The sequence below is a fragment of the Paraburkholderia guartelaensis genome (assembly GCF_004353905.1).
Lineage (GTDB): Bacteria > Pseudomonadota > Gammaproteobacteria > Burkholderiales > Burkholderiaceae > Paraburkholderia > Paraburkholderia guartelaensis.
In genome coordinates, this window is record NZ_SMOD01000012.1 from 34,448 (window position 1) to 53,499 (window position 19,052).

The 19,052-nt window shown below is 62.8% G+C and carries 20 protein-coding genes; 19 read left to right on the plus strand and 1 reads right to left on the minus strand.

The window, feature by feature from the left end; genetic code table 11:
• Window positions 1-58: 58 nt before the first annotated feature.
• The 7 genes from E1N52_RS17190 to E1N52_RS17220 all read left to right on the plus strand — a co-directional run bounded on the left by E1N52_RS17190 (window position 59) and on the right by E1N52_RS17220 (window position 6,033).
• Window positions 59-1,084 (plus strand): carbohydrate ABC transporter permease, encoded by a 1,026-nt coding sequence (locus E1N52_RS17190; protein ID WP_133183958.1) that lies wholly within the window; start codon window positions 59-61, stop codon window positions 1,082-1,084.
• Complete coding sequence (locus E1N52_RS17195; protein WP_133183959.1) at window positions 1,081-1,911, plus strand: carbohydrate ABC transporter permease; 831 nt, start codon at window positions 1,081-1,083, stop codon at window positions 1,909-1,911. Before E1N52_RS17190 ends, E1N52_RS17195 begins: the two co-directional genes overlap by 4 nt.
• A gap of 68 nt (window positions 1,912-1,979) precedes the next feature.
• Window positions 1,980-3,317 (plus strand): GH1 family beta-glucosidase, encoded by a 1,338-nt coding sequence (locus tag E1N52_RS17200; RefSeq protein ID WP_133183960.1) that lies wholly within the window; start codon window positions 1,980-1,982, stop codon window positions 3,315-3,317.
• Window positions 3,318-3,330: 13 nt separating this feature from the next.
• A complete protein-coding gene (locus E1N52_RS17205; RefSeq protein ID WP_133183961.1) occupies window positions 3,331-4,461 on the plus strand; it encodes an ABC transporter ATP-binding protein in 1,131 nt (376 codons plus the stop codon).
• A gap of 29 nt (window positions 4,462-4,490) precedes the next feature.
• The gene (locus tag E1N52_RS17210; RefSeq protein WP_133183962.1) at window positions 4,491-4,706 is read left to right on the plus strand and encodes a hypothetical protein; all 216 of its coding nucleotides are present in this window, start codon (window positions 4,491-4,493) and stop codon (window positions 4,704-4,706) included.
• A gap of 707 nt (window positions 4,707-5,413) precedes the next feature.
• On the plus strand, window positions 5,414-5,644 hold the full coding sequence (locus E1N52_RS17215) for a type II toxin-antitoxin system Phd/YefM family antitoxin (RefSeq protein WP_133183963.1): 231 nt from the start codon (window positions 5,414-5,416) through the stop codon (window positions 5,642-5,644).
• Window positions 5,644-6,033 (plus strand): type II toxin-antitoxin system VapC family toxin, encoded by a 390-nt coding sequence (locus tag E1N52_RS17220; protein WP_133183964.1) that lies wholly within the window; start codon window positions 5,644-5,646, stop codon window positions 6,031-6,033. The genes E1N52_RS17215 and E1N52_RS17220 overlap by 1 nt, the downstream gene beginning before the upstream one ends.
• Here the strand turns inward: E1N52_RS17220 and E1N52_RS17225 are convergent.
• Complete coding sequence (locus tag E1N52_RS17225) at window positions 6,012-7,061, minus strand: LacI family DNA-binding transcriptional regulator (protein ID WP_133183965.1); 1,050 nt, start codon at window positions 7,059-7,061, stop codon at window positions 6,012-6,014. The genes E1N52_RS17220 and E1N52_RS17225 overlap by 22 nt on opposite strands.
• 313 nt (window positions 7,062-7,374) lie before the next feature.
• Between E1N52_RS17225 and E1N52_RS17230 the strand changes: the two genes are divergently transcribed.
• The 12 genes from E1N52_RS17230 to E1N52_RS17280 all read left to right on the plus strand — a co-directional run bounded on the left by E1N52_RS17230 (window position 7,375) and on the right by E1N52_RS17280 (window position 19,045).
• A complete protein-coding gene (locus E1N52_RS17230; protein ID WP_133183966.1) occupies window positions 7,375-8,670 on the plus strand; it encodes an extracellular solute-binding protein in 1,296 nt (431 codons plus the stop codon).
• A gap of 60 nt (window positions 8,671-8,730) precedes the next feature.
• A complete protein-coding gene (locus E1N52_RS17235) occupies window positions 8,731-9,648 on the plus strand; it encodes a carbohydrate ABC transporter permease (RefSeq protein ID WP_246089103.1) in 918 nt (305 codons plus the stop codon).
• A 3-nt stretch (window positions 9,649-9,651) separates the two neighbouring features.
• Window positions 9,652-10,482 (plus strand): carbohydrate ABC transporter permease, encoded by an 831-nt coding sequence (locus tag E1N52_RS17240; protein ID WP_133183967.1) that lies wholly within the window; start codon window positions 9,652-9,654, stop codon window positions 10,480-10,482.
• 45 nt (window positions 10,483-10,527) lie between these two features.
• Window positions 10,528-11,658: an ABC transporter ATP-binding protein gene (locus E1N52_RS17245; RefSeq protein ID WP_133183968.1), complete on the plus strand. Its 1,131-nt coding sequence runs from the start codon at window positions 10,528-10,530 to the stop codon at window positions 11,656-11,658.
• Between the two features lie 107 nt (window positions 11,659-11,765).
• The gene (locus E1N52_RS17250) at window positions 11,766-14,174 is read left to right on the plus strand and encodes a glycoside hydrolase family 3 N-terminal domain-containing protein (RefSeq protein WP_133183969.1); all 2,409 of its coding nucleotides are present in this window, start codon (window positions 11,766-11,768) and stop codon (window positions 14,172-14,174) included.
• An 88-nt stretch (window positions 14,175-14,262) separates the two neighbouring features.
• Window positions 14,263-15,030, plus strand: coding sequence for a D-xylose 1-dehydrogenase (gene xylB, locus E1N52_RS17255; RefSeq protein ID WP_133183970.1), 768 nt, complete (start codon window positions 14,263-14,265; stop codon window positions 15,028-15,030).
• Window positions 15,027-15,911, plus strand: coding sequence for an SMP-30/gluconolactonase/LRE family protein (locus E1N52_RS17260; RefSeq protein WP_133183971.1), 885 nt, complete (start codon window positions 15,027-15,029; stop codon window positions 15,909-15,911). Before xylB ends, E1N52_RS17260 begins: the two co-directional genes overlap by 4 nt.
• A gap of 141 nt (window positions 15,912-16,052) precedes the next feature.
• Complete coding sequence (locus tag E1N52_RS17265) at window positions 16,053-16,679, plus strand: hypothetical protein (RefSeq protein WP_133183972.1); 627 nt, start codon at window positions 16,053-16,055, stop codon at window positions 16,677-16,679.
• A 157-nt stretch (window positions 16,680-16,836) separates the two neighbouring features.
• On the plus strand, window positions 16,837-16,980 hold the full coding sequence (locus E1N52_RS44080) for a hypothetical protein (protein ID WP_165979398.1): 144 nt from the start codon (window positions 16,837-16,839) through the stop codon (window positions 16,978-16,980).
• A gap of 82 nt (window positions 16,981-17,062) precedes the next feature.
• Complete coding sequence (locus tag E1N52_RS17270) at window positions 17,063-17,347, plus strand: type II toxin-antitoxin system Phd/YefM family antitoxin (protein ID WP_133183973.1); 285 nt, start codon at window positions 17,063-17,065, stop codon at window positions 17,345-17,347.
• Window positions 17,347-17,685, plus strand: coding sequence for a type II toxin-antitoxin system RelE/ParE family toxin (locus E1N52_RS17275; protein WP_133183974.1), 339 nt, complete (start codon window positions 17,347-17,349; stop codon window positions 17,683-17,685). The genes E1N52_RS17270 and E1N52_RS17275 overlap by 1 nt, the downstream gene beginning before the upstream one ends.
• 211 nt (window positions 17,686-17,896) lie before the next feature.
• Window positions 17,897-19,045: a GGDEF domain-containing protein gene (locus E1N52_RS17280; RefSeq protein WP_133183975.1), complete on the plus strand. Its 1,149-nt coding sequence runs from the start codon at window positions 17,897-17,899 to the stop codon at window positions 19,043-19,045.
• The last annotated feature ends 7 nt before the right edge of the window (window positions 19,046-19,052 follow it).

A 19,052-nucleotide genomic window follows, 5' to 3' on the forward strand; every position in this document is an offset into this window, starting at 1 on the left:
GCTGCAACAGCGTGGCCGGTCACCCCGGCCGGCCACGCCCGAATGGACGGAACCATTGATGAACTCTCCTCTGCCCACAACTGAACAGGTCTCCCGGGAAGGGCTCGCGCGCGATACGCTCGCGCCGCTCGCCCACGCTCGTGGAAAACCGCGGCTCAATCCGGTCAAGATCGCGCCATACCTGTTCCTCGCGCCGTTTTTCCTGCTGTTCGCCGTGTTCCTGGCCTTTCCGCTGCTGTTTTCGCTGTATCTCTCGTTCCAGAGCTGGGACGCGACAGCGGGGCTGGCGAGCATGAAGTGGGTGGGCCTGTCGAACTTCACATTCACGCTGACTGACCCGTGGTACTGGAAATCGCTCTACAACACGGCTTCGATGGCGGTCATGTCCGGCGTGCCGCAGCACCTCATTGCGCTGCCGCTGGCGTTCTTTCTGCAAACCGCGTTTCGCCGCTGGCGCAATTTCGTGGTCGGGCTGTACTTTCTGCCCTTCATCACGTCGAGCGTGGCGATTGCGCTGATCTTCTCGTCGCTGTATTCGACCGACTTCGGCATGATCAACCTCGCCATTGCCGAGATCGGCAAGATTCCGGGGCTGCACTGGATCGTGCCTTCGAAACCGATCGAGTGGCTGTATAACCCGGCGAATGTGAAACCGGCGGTTTCCGTCGTCGTCTTCTGGCGCTACGTGGGCTGGAATACGGTGCTTTATCTGTCCGCGCTGCAAACCATTCCGAAGGACATTTACGAAGCGGCGCGCATCGACGGCGCCAATGGCTGGCAACAGTTCACGCGCATCACGATTCCGCTTCTCAAGCCGATGATCTTCTTCGCGGTCACACTTTCGATCATCGGCGGGCTGCAACTGTTCGAAGAGCCGTTCATCCTGCTCCCGAACGAAGGCATGGGCACGAGCCAGTCCGGCCTGACGACGGCGGTCTACATGTATCGCACAGCATTCCACGACGGAGACTTCGGCACGGCCAGTTCGATTGCGTGGCTGCTCTTTATCACGATTTCCGCGCTGATGTGGCTCAACACGCGCATTTTCCACCGCAGCGGCATGAAAGAAGAGGCACAGCGATGAAACTGTCGAAAAACAAGGCGCGTTATACGGGTTACGCCGTCGTGCTGGCGGGCGCGGTGCTGATGTTCTCGCCGTTCTGGTTCATGTTCGTCTTTGCTACGCACACGAGTTCGGAGATTTTCTCGATGCCGCCGCCGCTGTGGTTCGGCAACGCGTTTCTCGACAACATGGCGTCGCTCATGCGTCACATTCCGTTCTGGCGCAATCTGGGCTGGAGTTTCTACACGGCCACGATCCAGACCGTGCTGACGCTGCTCGTCACCTCGATGGCCGGCTACGCCTTTGCGATGTATGAGTTCCGCTTCAAGAAGACGCTCTTTGCCGTTGCGCTCACGGCCATGCTCGTGCCGCCGTTCCTCAGCATGATTCCGACCTTCATGACGATGAACCTGCTCGGCTGGATCAATCAGCCGCGCGCGCTGTATGTGCCCGGCGCGGCAGCCGCGCTCGGCGTGTTCCTCATGCGCCAGTACATCTCTTCGGCCATTCCGTCCGACCTGATCGAGGCGGCTCGCATCGACGGCTGCGGCGAGTTCCGCATCTACTGGAGCATCGTGCTGCCGCTGCTCGGGCCGGCACTGGGCACGCTCGGGCTCATCAGCTTCATTCAGGCGTGGAACAACTTTCTCTCGGCGCTCGTGGTGTTGCGTTCGCCTTCGATGTACACGCTGCCCCTCGCGCTGCGCATTCTGCAAAGCCCGACCAATTCGGATTGGGGCGCGGTGATGGCAGGCTCTGCGGTCGCGGTGGTGCCGTTGCTGGTGCTGTTCGCTTTCACTTCGCGGCGCTTGATCGACGGTCTGACGACCGGCGCAGTCAAGGCCTGAGTTTCCCTTCGTTCATTTCATACCCGCTCGTGCAAGAGTGGACACGACTAATCAGGATACCTATCGTTATGTCGACGTTTCGATTCAAGGAAGACTTCGTCTGGGGCGTAGCCACCAGCTCGTATCAGATCGAAGGTGCAGCCAATGAGGACGGCCGTGGCGAGTCGATCTGGGACACGTTTTGCCGCGTGCCCGGCAAGGTCGTAAAAGGCGAAAGCGGCGACGTGGCCTGCGATCACTACCATCGCCTCGAAGAAGATCTCGATCTGATGGCGCAAATGGGCGTCAACGCCTATCGCTTTTCGATTGCATGGCCGCGCGTGCAGCCGGATGGTCGTGGCGCGTACAACGAAAAGGGCCTCGCGTTCTACGAGCGTCTGGTTGACGGCTTGCTCGAGCGCGGCATCCAGCCGTTCGCGACGCTGTATCACTGGGACCTGCCGCAAGCATTGCAGACGGAGCAAAACGGCTGGGAAAGCCGCGACACGGCTTATCGTTTTGCCGATTACGCGCGCAAGATCGGCAGCGTGCTGGGCGACCGCGTGGCTTCTATCGCCACGCACAACGAGCCATGGTGTACCGCATGGCTCGGCAACGCGACGGGCTACTTCGCGCCGGGCAACGCCGACCTGAAGAAAGCGGCGCATGTGGCGCATCATCTGCTGCTTTCGCACGGCCTGGCCGTTCAGGCCATGCGCGCCGATGGCGTGAAGGCACCGCTTGGCATCGTACTCAACCAGTCGCCGGCGCACGGTGCGACCGACGCGCCCGAAGATCTCGCCGCCGCATCGCTCGAATACGCGAAGTTCGTGCGCTGGTACATGGACCCGATCTTCAAGGGCGAGTATCCGGCCGAAGCGCTGCAATGGTACGGCCCGAACGGCCCGCAAGAGGTGATTCGCGAAGGTGACTTCGGGATCATCGGCACGCCGCTCGACTTCCTCGGGATCAACTACTACACGCGTATCTTCGCGAGTGCCTCGGGCAACAAGCGTCCGCCGGGCGTGCACGGTTTCACGGACATGGACTGGGAAGTCTATCCGGAAGGCCTGACCGAGCTGCTCACGAAGCTCAATGCCGAGTACAAGCTGCCGCCGATCTTCATCACCGAAAACGGCTGCGCGTCGAAAGACGTGCTCGAAAACGGCCGCGTGCAGGATACCGACCGCATCCGCTTCCTCGATCTGCACCTGGCCGCACTGGCCGATGCTGCGCAACAGGGCGTGGACGTGGCTGGCTACTTCGCATGGAGCATGCTGGACAACTTCGAATGGGCGTCCGGTTACGACAAGCGCTTCGGCATGGTGTACGTCGACTACGAGACCCAGAAGCGGACGCTGAAGGACAGCGCGCACTGGTATGGCGAAGTCATCGCGGAACATGCCGCCGCCGATCAAGAGTACTAAGGAGGACGTGACAATGGGCGAACTCGTATTGCGCAACGTCGTGAAGACGTATGGCGAAGGTCCGCAGATCATTCAGGGCATCGATCTTCATATTCCCGACGGACAGTTCACGGTATTCGTCGGGCCGTCGGGTTGCGGGAAGTCGACCATGCTGCGCATGATCGCCGGGCTCGAGGAAGTGAGCGGCGGCGACATTCTGATCGACGGCATACGCGTGAACGATCTGCAGCCGGTGGATCGCGGCGTGTCGATGGTGTTCCAGAGCTACGCGCTGTACCCGCATATGACGGTTGCGGAGAACATGGGCTTTTCGCTGAAGCTCTCGGGAAAATCGAAGCGCGAAGTGCGCGAGGTCGTAGGCCGCGCCGCCGAAATCCTGCAGATCACGCACCTGCTCGAGCGCAAGCCCAAGGCCCTCTCGGGTGGCCAGCGGCAGCGCGTCGCGATTGGCCGCGCGATCGTGCGCAAGCCGCGCGTGTTTCTGTTCGACGAGCCGCTGTCGAATCTCGATGCGGCGCTGCGCGTGCAGATGCGTATCGAACTCGCGAAGCTGCACCGCGAACTCGGCACCACGATGATTTACGTCACGCACGATCAGGTCGAGGCGATGACGCTCGGCGAGCAGATCGTGGTGTTCAACAAGGGGAACATCGAGCAGACGGGCGCGCCGCTCGATCTGTACGACCGGCCCGCGAATCGCTTTGTCGGCGGGTTTATCGGTTCGCCGCAAATGAACATGCTCGCCGCCACGGTCGTCTCGCAAAACGGTGTGCAAACCGTCCTCGCGCTTGCGGGGGCGAGCCACCGTATCGCGTTGTCGGGCCGTCCTGATCGCGCACTCAATGGCGAATTGACCTTGGGCGTGCGTGCCGAACACCTGAGCATCGGCTTCGCAGACGAAGGCATCGCCGCTCGCGTGGAACTGGTCGAACATCTGGGCGACGTGTCGATCCTGCACGCGCGCCTCGACGGCATGGCGCACGCCATCGCGCTCAAGCTCGACAAGAAGGACGCGCAATACGAGCCGGGTGCGCGCGTGGGCATCAAGGTGGTCTCGTCCGCGGTCACGCTGTTCGATGCGAAGGGCGACGCGGTGGCGTTCGAGCGTCCACAGGTGGGAGAGAACGTTCAAGCCGTCGTTTGACATGCCGGTTTGGGTAGGGGAAGAGTGCCATGGCGAACAAAGGGTCGAAGGACGATTTCGCGTCCGCTGCAAATGCGCCGAGCGGGCAGGCCGCGGCGTCAGCGCAAACGCGCGACGTGACCGACAGGGAACACGAGCCGCAACGCAACCGCCAGGAGAAACGGCGGGCGCCGCTGCATGCGTTCATCGTCCATTTCGACGCGGAGCCTTCGTCGAAGCCGTTGCCCCCGGATGATCCGGACTAGCGAACGTGGTGATGTGGGGGCAGGGATGATTACGACTGTCGCGAATGGGCGTTACGACTTTTCTTACCGCGCATTTAACGTTAGCCGAAACGGTACTTTCTTGCAGTACCCTGTTATGCACCAGATAGGAGCGTTTTCCTTGCTGGGCCGGGCTCCGGCAGGGTTTGCGAGGACTCTGCGACATTCCGCCAAGCCCAGGTAAACCACGCATGGCGGCGCCCGAACGGGGCATTTAACATGAATTAACGTTAAGGGTAACGTTATTATGTTTCTGCTTAATCGACGGTCTGCAGCAAGGGCAATCATCTCCCCCAACGCTCCGCTTTCCTGCGGCAGCGTCCGTATCGGCAAGCGAAGCGTACACCGCTACTCGCGCATATCCGCCGGCAAGCAACAAACCCTGTTGTCGTGCCGCGCGGGTCGCTCGATCACAACTCGGGCTGCCTGACGCGTATTCACCAGACAGATCGATTATATGAAAGCGCAAGGGCCGCCTGGGCATTTTCGGGCGAAAGATGTTACCGGTAAAAACCCGCAGTTCGTTCGTGCGGAATACACCGGCGCCGAGGGGGGGCGTCATTCAGGTAGCAGACCGTTGGGCAACGCCGATAAAGAGCCATTGGGGCGCGATGCGCAGGTATTTGGTTGCGTGCGCAACGACTCAATGCAATAAAAATCCGATAGAATTTTGATGGGTGGAGAGCGTCATGGAAAAGCGAGTATCCAAAGCCATTTTCAAGTCCCGGGCCTGCGAGCTGTTCCGCCAGGTCGAAACGCTGGGCGAAACCGTCATCGTGACGGACCGAGGGCAGCCCACCATTGAAATCCGGCCGTATCGCAGCAAGACCGAGAATCCGCTCGAGCTGCTGCGCGCATCGATCACGCATTTCAATCTCAAGCACGCGCTTGCACCGGTCCCCGCCGAGCAGGAAGAGTAATGATCACGCTCGACACGCTTGCGCTCGTGTGTTGGCTCGGCAAGCAGAAAGCACTGAGTCAGGCTGCGCACGATGCGATCGACCGTGAACTCGATGGCGGCGAGATCCTCATTTCGGCAATCAGCGCGCTCGAAATCGCGGAGTTCGTGAAAGCGGGCAGCCTCGGCCTCTCGATGGACGCCCGTAGCTGGCTCTCGACGTTTCTGAAGCTGGATGGCGTGCGCCTGATTCCGGTGGATTCCGAAATTGCGTTCCGGGCGGCGACGCTGCCGCCCGCGCTCACCTCGCATCAGAGGCTGATCGTCGCGACCGCCCGTACGCACGGCGGCGCGTTGGTGACCTCCGATGCGAAGGTGCGTGCTTCGACTTACGTCGAAACGATCTGGTGACGCGAGCGGCGGTGCCGCGTCTTGACCGGCCCGGTCGAGTCGCGCACCACCAGCTCGGCAGGCAGCGTGATGCGCTGCGAGGCGGCGTCGATGCCGGCGATCTGCGCGAGCAGCGTATTGACCGCCGAGCGCGCCATTTGCTGGAACGGCTGGCGAATTGTAGTGAGGGCGGGATGAAACTGCTCGGACATGGGAATGTCGTCGAACCCGATCACGGAAATGTCGTCGGGCACTCGCAGGCCCGCTTCCCTGACGGCGGCGATCACGCCGAACGCGCTCTGGTCGTTGGCCGTGAAGATCGCGGTGGGCGGATCGGCGAGGTTGAGCAGGTCGAACGTGACGTCGAACGCCATCATTTGCGAGAGATCGCCGGCGGCGACCAGCGTGTCTTCGCGCGGCAGGCCGAGCTTGGCGAGCGTGTCGCGATAGCCGCGCTGACGGTCGCGTACGCCTTCGATGGTTTCGTCGCCGGCGAGAAACGCAATGCGCTTGTGGCCGAGTTCCGCGAGATGCTCGACCGCGAGACAGGCGCCGCCGTAATTGTCGACCGATACGGAAGGAAAGCCCGTGAGCGTGCCGCGCTGATCGACCACCACCACCGGCACTTTGGCCGTGGCGAGGGCTTCGAGGCAGAGCGATTCGCGCGGCAGGATGGCGAGAATGCCGTCGGAAAACTGTTGGATCAACCCGAGCAGGTCGTGATGCGCATGACGGTCTTCGTCGAACACGGTGTACACGAGCATTTCCATGCCCGCGCCGCGTGCCGCGCGGCCCGCGCCGAGCACCAGTTCGCTCGAGAACTGCGTGTCGAGCGTGGGCGTGATGATGCCGATGATGCCGTTGCGCCCGCCCGAAAGTTTCTGGGCGGTGCGGTTCACGACATAGCCGATGTCCGAAGCGATTCTCAGCACTTCGTCGCGCGTTTCGCGCGACACGCCTGGGCGTCCGTTGAGCGCGCGCGACGCGGTCATCTGCGACACCCCGGCAAGCTTGGCGACGTGCTCAAGCGTGGGAGTTTGCCTTGCCATGCGTGGTGTGGGCTTGCGAGAGGTCATGTCTGCGAAGACTCGCTCGTGACTCGCCGGTTACTCCGCGGGTTGGACCACTCGTCACGTTAGCGATACCGTTTATGTGCTGGCTATTCTATCAGATGCGCGTTAATTCAAACGTTCCCGAGTGCACCAACCTTGCGCCGGGCACAAGCTCCGGCGGGAGCTCACCAGGAAAATCCCGCATAGCAGTCATTCATGTCCAGGCTTAACATTCATTAACGTTAAGGCTAACGTTAATCCCGCAGATAACTCAGGTAGCTCTCAAAATTCCATAAGAGGGGACACAAACATGGCGTACCCAGGTTTCTCCAAGGCGCGCGCGATTGTCGGCGCCACGGCACTGTTGTTTTCACTGTCTGCAGTCGTTTCGAACGCCGTTGCGGCGGAAGCCAAAACGATCACGGTATGGGATCAGCAGACCAATGCATCGTCGAGCAAGATCATTCGCGACGCTTCGGATCGCTTCGAAAAGGCGGACCCGGGCTACAAGGTCGAGAATTCGCACGTCCTGAACGAGGCCTACAAGACGAAGCTGAAGGTGGCTTTCGGAGCGAACCAGCCGCCGTGCGTGTTCGAGAACTGGGGCGGCGGCGGCCTGCAGGAGTATGTGAAATCCGGTCAGATCGTCGACCTCACGCCGTACCTGAACAAGGACCCGGCGTATCGCAGCCGCTTCATGCAGTCGTCGTGGAACGTTACGACGTTCGGCGGCAAGACCTACGGCGTGGCTGCCGAAAACGCAGCGGCCGCCGTGATCTTCTACAACAAGGAAGTGTTCAAGAAGTACGGCATCACGCCGCCCAAGACGTGGGATGAGCTGATGCACGTCGTCGATGTGCTGAAGCAGCACAACGTGGCAGCGTTCTCGCTTGCGAACAAGAACAAGTGGACGGGCTCGATGTACTACATGTACCTCGTCGACCGTATCGGTGGTCCGCAAGTGGTGAGCGACGCGATCGCAGGCAAGGGCAAGGGCTTCGAAGATCCGGCGTTCGTCGAAGCCGGCAAGCGCATTCAGGAACTCGTGAAGGCTGGCGCGTTCGCGCCGGGCATCAACGGTCTCGACTATGACTCGGGCGCGTCGCGCCGTCTGCTGTATACGGGCAAGGCCGCGATGGAGCTGATGGGCGCCTGGGAAGCTTCGACGATCGCGAATGAAAATCCGACGTTCTCGAAGGATCTCGACTTCTTCCCGTTCCCGAGCGTGCCGGGCGGCAAGGGCGATCCGCGCGACCTGATCGGCACGGTGGGCGATGGCTTCCTGAGCATCTCGACCGAGTGCAAGACGCCGGACGCCGCATTCAAGCTGATCCAGGCGCTGACCGACGACCAGGCGATGCAGGCACGCGCGTCGGAGGACCACAAGCTCCCGCCGGTCAACAACGTCAAGATCGACGATCCGTTCACGCAGCGTCTGCAGCAACTGCTTGCGGCGGCGCCGAGCGTGCAGCTCTGGTACGACCAGGCCCTGCCGCCGGCGTTGGGCGAACTGCACAAGGACACGACGCAGGCACTGTTCGGTCTGTCGGTGACGCCTGAGGCGGCCGCGCAGCAAATGGAAGCCGCTTCGAAGAAGGGCGGTTGATCTCCAGCACTCAGGAAAAGTCCGGTTGGCGCCGCAAGGCGTCAACCGGCAGACAAGCTCGTGAATATTGCACTTTCCGCTACACCCGAACGCCGGCTGAAGCTCTCCTCGCAAACGCTCGTCACGGTCGTGTTTCTCGCGCCGGCGCTGCTGCTGCTGGCCGTGTTCCTGCTTTATCCGCTCGTTTCCAGCTTGCGGCTGTCGCTGCTCGACTGGAATGGTCTCGGCAATACGGCCCGCTATACGGGGCTCGCGAACTGGGCGCGGCTCGCCCATGACACCGTGTTCTGGCAATCGCTCAAGAACAATGTGATTCTCGCACTCGCCTCGATCGTCATTCAGCTTCCTGTCGCGCTTGCGCTCGCCGTGCTGCTGGAAAAGGCCGGCCGAGGCTCGCGCGTGCTCAAGGTTCTCTATTTTCTGCCGCTGCTCATGTCGAGCGTGGCGATCGGCGTGCTGTTCAAGCAGATCTACGATCCGAATTTCGGACCCGTGAACGTCGCGCTACAGGCATTCGGGCTAGATGGCCTCGCGAAGGACTGGCTGGGCGACCCGCACTTCTCGCTGGGCGCGACCATCGCCGTGATCATCTGGCAGAACGCGCCTTTCTACATGATTCTGTTCCTCGCCGGCCTTTCATCGATGCCGGCCGAGGTCAACGAGGCGGCGCTGCTCGACGGCGCTTCCGAGTGGACCATCTTCTGGCGCATCAAGCTGCCGCACCTGCAGGGCACGGTGCGCACGGCCGTGATCCTTTCCGTGCTCGGCTCGCTGCGCTACTTCGATCTCGTCTTCGTCATGACCGGCGGCGGCCCCGAGGGCTCGTCCGAGGTGATGGCCACCTACATGTATCGCACGGTGTTCAGTTCGTTCCAGCTCGGCTACGGCAGCACCATCGGCTCGGCGATGTTCCTGATCGTCATCGCGGTGGCGGCGGTGTCGATGTACTTCACGCGCCGCTATGCAACCGAGGTCTGAACCATGATCAAGAAATTCCGTTTCCCCCGCGTAACGATTCCGATCCTCGCGCTGATCTGGCTGGCAGTCACGACGGTCCCGTTCATCTTCATGGTCGTGTCGAGCTTCAAGAGCCAGGAAGAGACGTTCTCGACTTCTGTGTGGGCGCCGCCGAGCCACCTTTACTGGGGCAATTACGCGGCCGTGCTGAAGGGCCCGTTCTTCACGTATTTCCGTAACAGCCTGTTCACGGTCGGCGTGTCGGTCGCGCTGATCGTCGTCATCAGCGCGATGGCGGCCTATGTGTTCGCGCGCATGCGCTTCAGGCTGAACAAGCTGCTCTTCGGTCTCGTGGTGGCAGGCATGATCGTGCCGCTGCACGCGACGCTGGTGCCGATCTATCTGCTCACGCGCAACCTCGGTCTCTACGATACGCAGTTCGCGCTGCTCGGCCCCTATGTGGCGCTCAGCCTGCCGGTGTCGATCTTCATCCTGACCGAGTTCATGCGGCAGATTCCGCGCGAACTCGAAGAAGCCGCGCAGCTCGACGGCTGCAGCCCATTCCGTATTTTCTGGCGTATTTTCTTCCCGCTTTCGGGACCGGGGCTCGCCACGGTGGCGATCTTCAACGGCATTGGTCTGTGGAACGAGTTCATCTTCGCGTACATGCTCACGTCGACGTCCGAGCACCGTACGCTGCCGCTCGCGATCTGGGACTTCATGGGGCAATACGCGTCGAACATACCTTCGATGCTGTCTGTTCTCGTGCTCACGTCGTTGCCGCTGATCGTCGCCTACGCGTTCGGTCAGGAGCGCGTGATCAAGGGGATGATGGCCGGCTCGCTCAAGGGCTGATCCAGGTCTGATTCGCACCGCTAACCGAACTTCGCATAAAACGATATGGCAAGCATTTCCCTCAACAACGTACAGAAGGCCTACGCGAGCGGCAACGCGGTGATCCGCGACGCCAACCTCGAAGTCGGCAAGAACGAATTCTGCGTGTTCCTCGGCCCCTCGGGCTGCGGCAAGTCCACGCTGCTGCGCATGATCGCCGGACTCGAATCGATCACCGATGGCGAACTGCGCATCGACGGTGAACGGATGAACGAGGTCGAGCCCGCGAAGCGCAAGGTCGCGATGGTGTTCCAGAATTACGCGCTCTATCCGCATATGAGCGTGTACGAGAACATGGCATTCGGTCTGCGTCAGGCAAAAATCGACAAGGCCGTCATCGACAAGAAGGTGCGCAGCGCCGCTGCCGCACTGCAACTCGATACCTATCTCGAACGCCGCCCCGCAGCGCTTTCCGGCGGCCAGCGCCAGCGCGTGGCGATCGGACGCGCGATCGTGCGCGAGCCGGGCGTGTTCCTGTTCGACGAGCCGCTGTCGAATCTCGATGCGGCATTGCGCGTGCAGACGCGTACCGAAATCGCGCGTCTGCATCGCGAATTCAGCGAGGCGAGCGCCGTGTATGTGACGCACGATCAGGTCGAAGCGATGGCACTGGCCGATCGCATCGTGCTCCTGCAAGCGGGTGATCACATGGAGCGGCATGGCAGCGTCGCGCAGGTGGGGGCGCCGCTCGATCTGTATCACCATCCGAAGAGCCGGTTCGTCGCGGGCTTCATCGGCTCGCCGAAGATGAACTTCTTCGCGGGTACGGTGGCGGGCGGCGACGATGGCGGCGTGGACATCGACCTGCAAAGCGGCGAGCGCGTGCGCGCTCGCGTGGACGGCTCGCGTGCGCGCGCCGGCATGAAAGTGACGCTCGGTGTGCGTCCGGAGCATCTGCGTGTGGCGTCCGATGCGCGCAATGAACAGACGCTGGCGAGCCGCGTGAAGCTCGTGGAGCACATGGGTGAGCACAGCTATATCCATGCTGCGCAGACGGGGCCGGGCGCGGTGACATTGATCGCAAAGGTGCCCGGCGACAGCGCGTTGAAGCACGATGAAACGGTCAATCTTGCGCTGCCGCCCGAGGCTTGCCACGTGTTCGACGATCACGATATGGCGCTGCGACGTCTCATCTGAGCTGAGCGCGGCTTTCGCCGCGCACACGCGCAACGCCAATTTCAAAAGCACAACTAAGCAGACGGCGATAACAGAAGCCGTCTCGTGAAATACCACGGAGTGAAGCAATGTCGCTTGAACACGCCACTGAGGTTCCGCTTTATCGCCGCGCCGACGCACCGACCGCGCAGCGCGTGGCCGACCTGCTCGCGCGCATGACGCTCGACGAAAAAATCGCCCAGCTTCACGCCGCGTGGCTCGTGCTCTCGGCCGACGGCGAGCACAAGGCGCGCAGCATCGATTTCGCGCAAAGCGCCAACAGCCTCACGGTGGACCAGATTCTGGAACACGGTCTTGGGCAGATCACACGTCCGCTCGGCACGCACACGGTCGATCCCAAAGAGGGCGTGCGCGCGCTCAACGAACTGCAGCGCAAGATGGTCGAAGACACGCGCCTGGGCATTCCCGTCATGTCGCACGAGGAATGCCTCGTGGGCCTGATGATCAAGGACGCCACGCTGTTTCCCTCGCCGCTGAACTACGCGGCGACGTGGAACCCGAACCTCGTGGGCGAAGTGGGGCGCATCATCGGCGAGCAGGCGCGCTCGATCGGCTGCCACCAGGGCCTCGCTCCCGTGCTCGACGTGTCGCGCGATCCGCGCTGGGGCCGCACCGAGGAAACGCTTGGCGAAGATCCGTACCTGGTGGGCGTGCTCGCGTGCCACTACGTGAACGGTCTGCAAGGCGAGCGCCGCGACGTGCTCGCCACGCTCAAGCACTTCGTCGGCCACTCGGCGAGCGAAGGCGCCCGCAATCATGCGCCCGTGCATGTCGGGCCGCGCGAGTTGAACGACGTGTTTCTGCTGCCGTTCGAAATGGCGGTCAAGCTCGCGCACGCGGGCTCGATCATGCCGGCGTACCACGATATCGACGGCGTGCCCTGCCATGCGGACCGCACGCTGCTGCACGATACGCTGCGCGAAAAGTGGGGTTTCGAGGGGCTCGTCGTTGCGGACTATGCCGCCGTCGACCTGCTCTACAGCCATCACGCCGTGGCGCACGACAGCGCGTCGGCGGCGGCGCTCGCGTTCAATTCGGGACTCGACGTCGAGTTGCCGGGTCACGAGTGCGCGGTCCATCTGAAAGAAGCACTCGATCGCGGCGAGATCACCGAAGCGACGATCGACACCGCGGTGTCGCGCGTGTTGAGCACGAAGTTCCGCCTTGGCCTGTTCGAGAATCCGTATGTGGACCCCGAGCGCGTGGACGTGAAGGGCACGGCGGCGGCCGACACGGCGTATCAGGTCGCGCTCGAATCGGCGGTGCTGCTGCGCAATGAAGGCGGCATGCTGCCGTTGAACGCCAATGGCGCGGAAAAAATTGCGGTGATCGGCCCGACCGCCGACGACCCGCTCGCGCTGCTCGCCGGCTACAGCTTTCCGGTGCACCTCATCAACTCGGGCGAGCAGTCTGTCGCGTCGATCGCCACGCCGCTGGGCGCACTGCGCGCGCTGCTGGGCGAGTCGCGCGTGCTGCATGCCAAGGGTTGCGACATCATCAAGACCCGCCGTGCGGGTGCGCCGGTTTTCCCGGGCGACGTGTCGCTCGACCTGAGCGCCGCCGCTAACCGCGACGAACTGATCAGCAAGGATACCGAAGCGATTCCCGCCGCTGTCGAAGCCGCGCGCAAAGCGGCTGTGGCCGTCGTTTTCGTCGGCGATCTGGCGGGCTTGTTCCAGTCCGGCACGGTGGGCGAAGGCTCCGATACGGACAGCCTGGAACTCCCGGGCGTCCAACTGCAGTTGCTCAAGGCCGTGGTCGAGACCGGCACGCCGACGGTCGTCGTGATGACGGGCGGCCGTCCGTACAATCTGGGTGGCCTCGAGGATCGCGTTGCTGCACAGATCATGGCGTTTGCGCCGGGCGAGCGCGGCGCCGAGGCGCTTGCCGATCTGCTGGTGGGCCGCGCCAATTTCAGCGGCCGCCTGCCTCTCTCCGTGCCGAAGAGCGCAGGGGCCGTGCCGTATGTCTACAACCATCGCCTCAAGAGCGCGGGCACGCCGATCGCCTACCACTTCGGCAGCCGCTATCCGTTTGGTTCCGGCCTCAGCTACACCCAGTTCCGTTACGGCGATCTCGAGCTGGCGCAACGCGAAGTCCCGCTCGAAGACGGCACGGTCGAACTGAACTTCACGGTCGAGAACATCGGCTCGCGCGACGGCACGGAGATCGTGCAGATTTACGTGCGCGATCAGCACGCGTCTGCGGCGCGGCCCGTTCGCGAACTCAAGGCGTTTGCGCGTGTGCCGCTCGCCGCAGGCACGCGGACTCGCGTGAACGTGAAGCTGCCGGTCGATATGTTCAATTTCACCGACGCGCGCGGCGAGCGCATCGTCGAGCCGGGCAAGTTCGATTTGATGGTGGGCAGTTCGAGCCGCGATATCCATCTGAGCGGCACGGTCACGGTGGTGGGTAATGCAACGCGCACGCTCCCGCGCGACTGGCGCATGCTGAGCGCCGTCGAGGTCGTATCGTAAGCGAAAGGGAAGCGGCAGGTCAGGGCGGGGAGCCATCTGCGGCTCGCCGCCCTGTTTGGGTTCTGACAAGTCAACACTGGAATATCTGATGTCGTACGCAATCTATCCGAGCCTGGCGGACAAAACCGTCGTTATCACCGGCGGCGGCAGCGGGATTGGGGCCGCGGTCGTGGAAGCATTCGCGCAGCAGGGCGCGCGCGTGTTCTTCCTCGACGTGGCCGAAGACGATTCGCTCGCTCTTCAGGAAAAGCTTCGTGATGCGAAGCATCCGCCGCTGTTCAAGCGCTGCGACCTGTGCAGCGTGGACGCGATCGAAAGCGTGTTCGCGTCGATCGTCGATGCCGCGGGCCCGATCGACGTGCTCGTGAACAACGCGGGCAACGACGACCGCCATGATATCGGCGAGCTGACCGCGAGCTATTGGGACGGGCGTATCGCCGTGAACCTGCGCCATCAGTTCTTCTGCGCGCAGGCCGCCGCGCGGGGCATGCGGCAAGCGGGGCGCGGCGTGATCCTGAACTTCGGTTCGGTGTCGTGGCACGTCGCGTTGCCGAACCTGCCGATCTACCTGACCGCGAAGGCCGGCATCGAAGGTCTGACGCGCGGTCTTGCGCGCGATCTGGGCGGCGCGGGCATTCGCGTGAACTGCATCATCCCGGGCGCCGTGAAAACGCCGCGGCAGATGAATCTGTGGCAAACGCCGGAGAGCGAGGCGAAGGTCGTCGCGGGTCAGTGTCTGCAACTGCGCATCGAGCCCGAGCATGTCGCCCGCATGGCCTTGTTCCTCGCATCCGACGACGCCTCGCGCTGCTCAGGGCGCGATTACTTCGTCGACGCGGGATGGTACGGAGAATGACGATGCCGCATCCCGTGTGCGTCTGGCCGATCGGCGCGGAGCTTGCCGAAGGGCCGTTGTGGCAGGCCGCGGAAAACGCGGTCTATTTCGTCGATATCAAGGGCCGCCGGATTCATCGGTTCGAGGTCGCGACCGGGGAGCGCACGACGTGGTACGCGCCCGACCAGGTCGGCTTTATCGCGCCGCTGGGGGATCGGGTGTTCGTGTGCGGCCTGCCTGACGGCCTCTATCGTTTCGATGCCGTGAGCGGGGAATTCGACAAGGTCGTGGATGTCGAGCCGCATTTGCCCGGCAATCGCCTCAACGACGGTTTCGCCGATGCGCACGGACGCCTGTGGTTCGGCTCGATGGACGATGCCGAGGAAGCGCCGAGCGGCACGCTGTATCGCGTGGATGCAGGCGCGGTGGTGAGCGCACAGGACAGCGGCTACGTGATCACCAACGGCCCGGCCATGAGTCCGGACGGCCGCACGCTCTATCACAACGACACGATGCGTCGCGTCGTGTATGCGTTCGATGTTGCCATGGACGGCACGCTGTCGGGCAAGCGCGTCTTCACTGCCATTGCTGGCGACGGGCACCCGGACGGCATGGCGGTGGACGCCGAGGGCTACGTGTGGGTCGCGCTTTTCGGCGGCTGGCGCATCGACCGCTATTCGCCCGAGGGTGAACTGGCCGGCCAGATTGCGTTTCCGTGCGCGAACATCACGAAGCTCGCGTTCGGCGGGGACGATCTGCAGACCGTGTACGTTTCCACCGCGTGGAAGGGGCTCACGGCAGCGGAGCGCGAGAAGCAGCCGCTGGCGGGCGGCTTGTTCACGTTCCGCTCGCCGGTGCCGGGACAGGCGCCGGGAAGCTGCGCGGCGGCCTTCGCACGGTAGGGAGCCTCGACCCCAGCCTCGACCCTATAGGACCAAAGTCCGATGGCCGGGGCGTCCTGCAGTGTTAGGCTCCGAGAGCACACGCCATGGTCCCTGACCGGCGCAACAAGCGTGGCACCTGATCGTTCCAGGGGGACTACCATGCTCTATCGATCGAATACGCGCATTGCGTTCGCGCGCTGCCTTGCGCTCTCAGTCGCGGCTTGCGGCTTCTTTGCCGCCTCGGCGCCCATGTGCCGCGCGGCCGACACGGAAGCCTCCGCCGCCTCGGAAGCCGTGCCAGCCGGGGCCTCCGTCGACACGGAAAGCGGCACCATCAGTTTGATCGATCAGAAGAATGCGCTCATCGTCGTGACCGTGCCGGGTCACGACGACCTGAGCTTCAGTGCGAAAGATCATCGCGACGTGCTCAAAGTCGTCAGGGTTGGCGACAAGCTTACAACCCACTATATGGAGCCACACGTCACCGGATTGGCGCCTGCCGAGGGTGCAGCGGTCACGCGCCTGACCCACACGGCGAAGGTGACCCAGCATTCCTCCGGCGCCGACCAGGAAAACTTCCAGGTGCTCCGGGTCTTTAGCGGCGTGGCGCAAGTCACCGGCGTCGACCGCAAGCTCAACCTCCTGACCGTCGTAGACAAGTCCGGCACGGCCCGCTCCATTCGGGTCAGCCGCCCGGATCTGATCGAAGTGATGCAGTCCCTGAAGCACCATAGCCACGTGCGGATCAAGTACGAATCCGAGATGACGATCATCGTCGCCCGTTAGCGGCTACGCTGCGGGAGGCGCGCTTTCGCGCGCGTTTTCGGTATCGATCGTTCCCCGGCTCGAAGAATTTTTTGAGCGGACCGATGAGTACCTGCACCGTTACGCGCTCGCGCAGCAGTGGCGCTTCGAAGCGGCATGCGTGGATGGGCGGCCCGTCATGGTGGTGTTCGACCGCCACGATCCTGCTGGCGGGCCGGCCTATTTCGTGGCGCTCGATTTTGCAGGCGATGCGGTCACCGGTATTCGGGACTTTCTGTTTGCGCGTTATGTCCTGGATGGCGCGGAGTTGCGAACGGTCTAACCCGGCCCTAAAAGGTGATGCGTGCAATCGGACCGATAATAGTCTATATTTGGTCCTGTTTGACTTGCTACGGGAGCACCTCATGCATCTCGCCGATCACGTGAAGCCAATCAGCTATCTCAAGAGTGAAGCCGCGCAAATCGTCAAGGATCTGACCGATTCAGGGGAGCCGCTCATCATCACGCAGAACGGCGAAGCGAAGCTCGTTGTTCAGGACGTGCGAACCTATGAATCGACTCAACAAACGCTCGCATTGCTGAAGATCCTGGCCATCGGCCAAAAACAGATCGAGCGTGCGGACCATCTGGATGGCGACGAGTTCTTTGCAGAACTCAACGAGCTCGACCGCCAGGAAAAGCTTCGCTAATGCAGGCCCCGCTGCTGAAGTACCGGGTCCTGCCGACCGCGCGGATCGGTATCGATGAGCTGCGAAGCTACATCGTCCGCGCATTCGGATGGGAGACTTGGCGTCAGACGTCGGCTCAACTCCAGGACGCCATTGCGCAGATCCGCCAGTTCCCGGAAAGCGGCCATTTGCCTGCCGAACTCGAAGGCTTTGTCGACGACACTTTTCGACAGATACTTTCGGGCAAGAACCGGATCATCTATCAGGTCCGCGACGACACCGTTTTTATTCACCTCGTGATCGACACGCGACGCGACCTGCAAGCGCTTCTCCAGAGAATCGTGCTCCGCTTAATGTAAATCGCATCAGGCGCATACCAATACCTCCATCCAATTAGTTGCTAGCTCAACCAACGACTTTCCACCTGCATTCCTAAAGTTTTCCTTTCAGCTTGCCGTTATCGCAGCAGGGCGGCGGCGTCCGTTGCATTCGCATGGCCGCACGACCCGGACTTGACAGAGCGCGAGACGCGAAACCGTCTGGCGCGCGGTACGACCGACGGTGATGCATGTGAGCTCCCGCAACGAAATCTACTCTTTGCCGCGCGGCAAGCTGGCCCGTTGGTTGACCGAACCCGGTCAGGACACGCCGCACGAAATCCGCGTCGCCCTTGTCGGCACCTTGTTCGGGACGTTGCCGATCTTCTTTGGCGGCGTATCGAATACCGTGGCCGTGGCGTGGGTGCTCGCGCGCCGGCACGGCACGCTGCCGTTCAAGTTCTGGCTCATCGCCGAAATCCTCGTCTGCGCGGTGCGCCTCGCCACGCTCACCCTGTCGCGCCGCCGCGCAAGGGAAGGCAAGAGCACGCCCACCGACGTTTATATTCTCCTCGCGCCGTTGTGGGGCGCGACGGTCGGCTATGGCGCGCTCGTCAGCGCCATGAGCCGGGACTGGGTATCCGCTACGCTCGCCTTTCTTTCCGCCGCCGCCATGGTGGGCGGGATCTGCTTCCGCAATTTCGCGGCGCCGCGACTGGTGGCGGTCATGATCTGCCTGTCGCTCGGCCCATGCTGCATTGGTGCGCTGCTGGGCGGCGAGCCAGTTCTCCTGCTCACGCTGCTGCAAATTCCCTTCTATCTGTTCGCGATGAGCGCCGCCGCGCGCCACCTGAACGCCATGCTCATCTCGACGATGAAGGCCGAACGGGAAAACAGCCATCGCGCACGCCATGACGCCCTCACGGGACTCCTGAACCGCGATGGCCTGTTTAGCGCGGCCGGACCCGCGAGCGCCTCGCCCATCAAGGCGGGCATGACGGTGTTCTTCGTCGATCTCGACGACTTCAAGCTCGTGAACGACGCGCATGGCCACAAGGCCGGCGACATGCTGCTCGTGCAGGTCGCGAGCCGTCTGCGCATGCTCGCCAGCGCGGGCGCATGGGTGGCCCGCATGGGCGGCGACGAATTCGTCATCGTCGATCCTCATGTGGACCGGGCGCCGCACGATTGGGCCAGCCTCGTGACCGAAGCGATCGAGCGGCCGTTCGAGCTTGCGCCGGGACTGCTGGTGAACGTTGGGGCGAGCGTGGGCTTCACAACGGTCGCGGCGGACGACCAGGACGTCGATCAGGTCTTGCGCCGTGCCGATCTTGCGATGTACGCCGTCAAGCGCGAGAAGGCGCCGGGCGAACCTGCTGCGGCGGTCGAGCGACCCGCGTGAGCCTCGC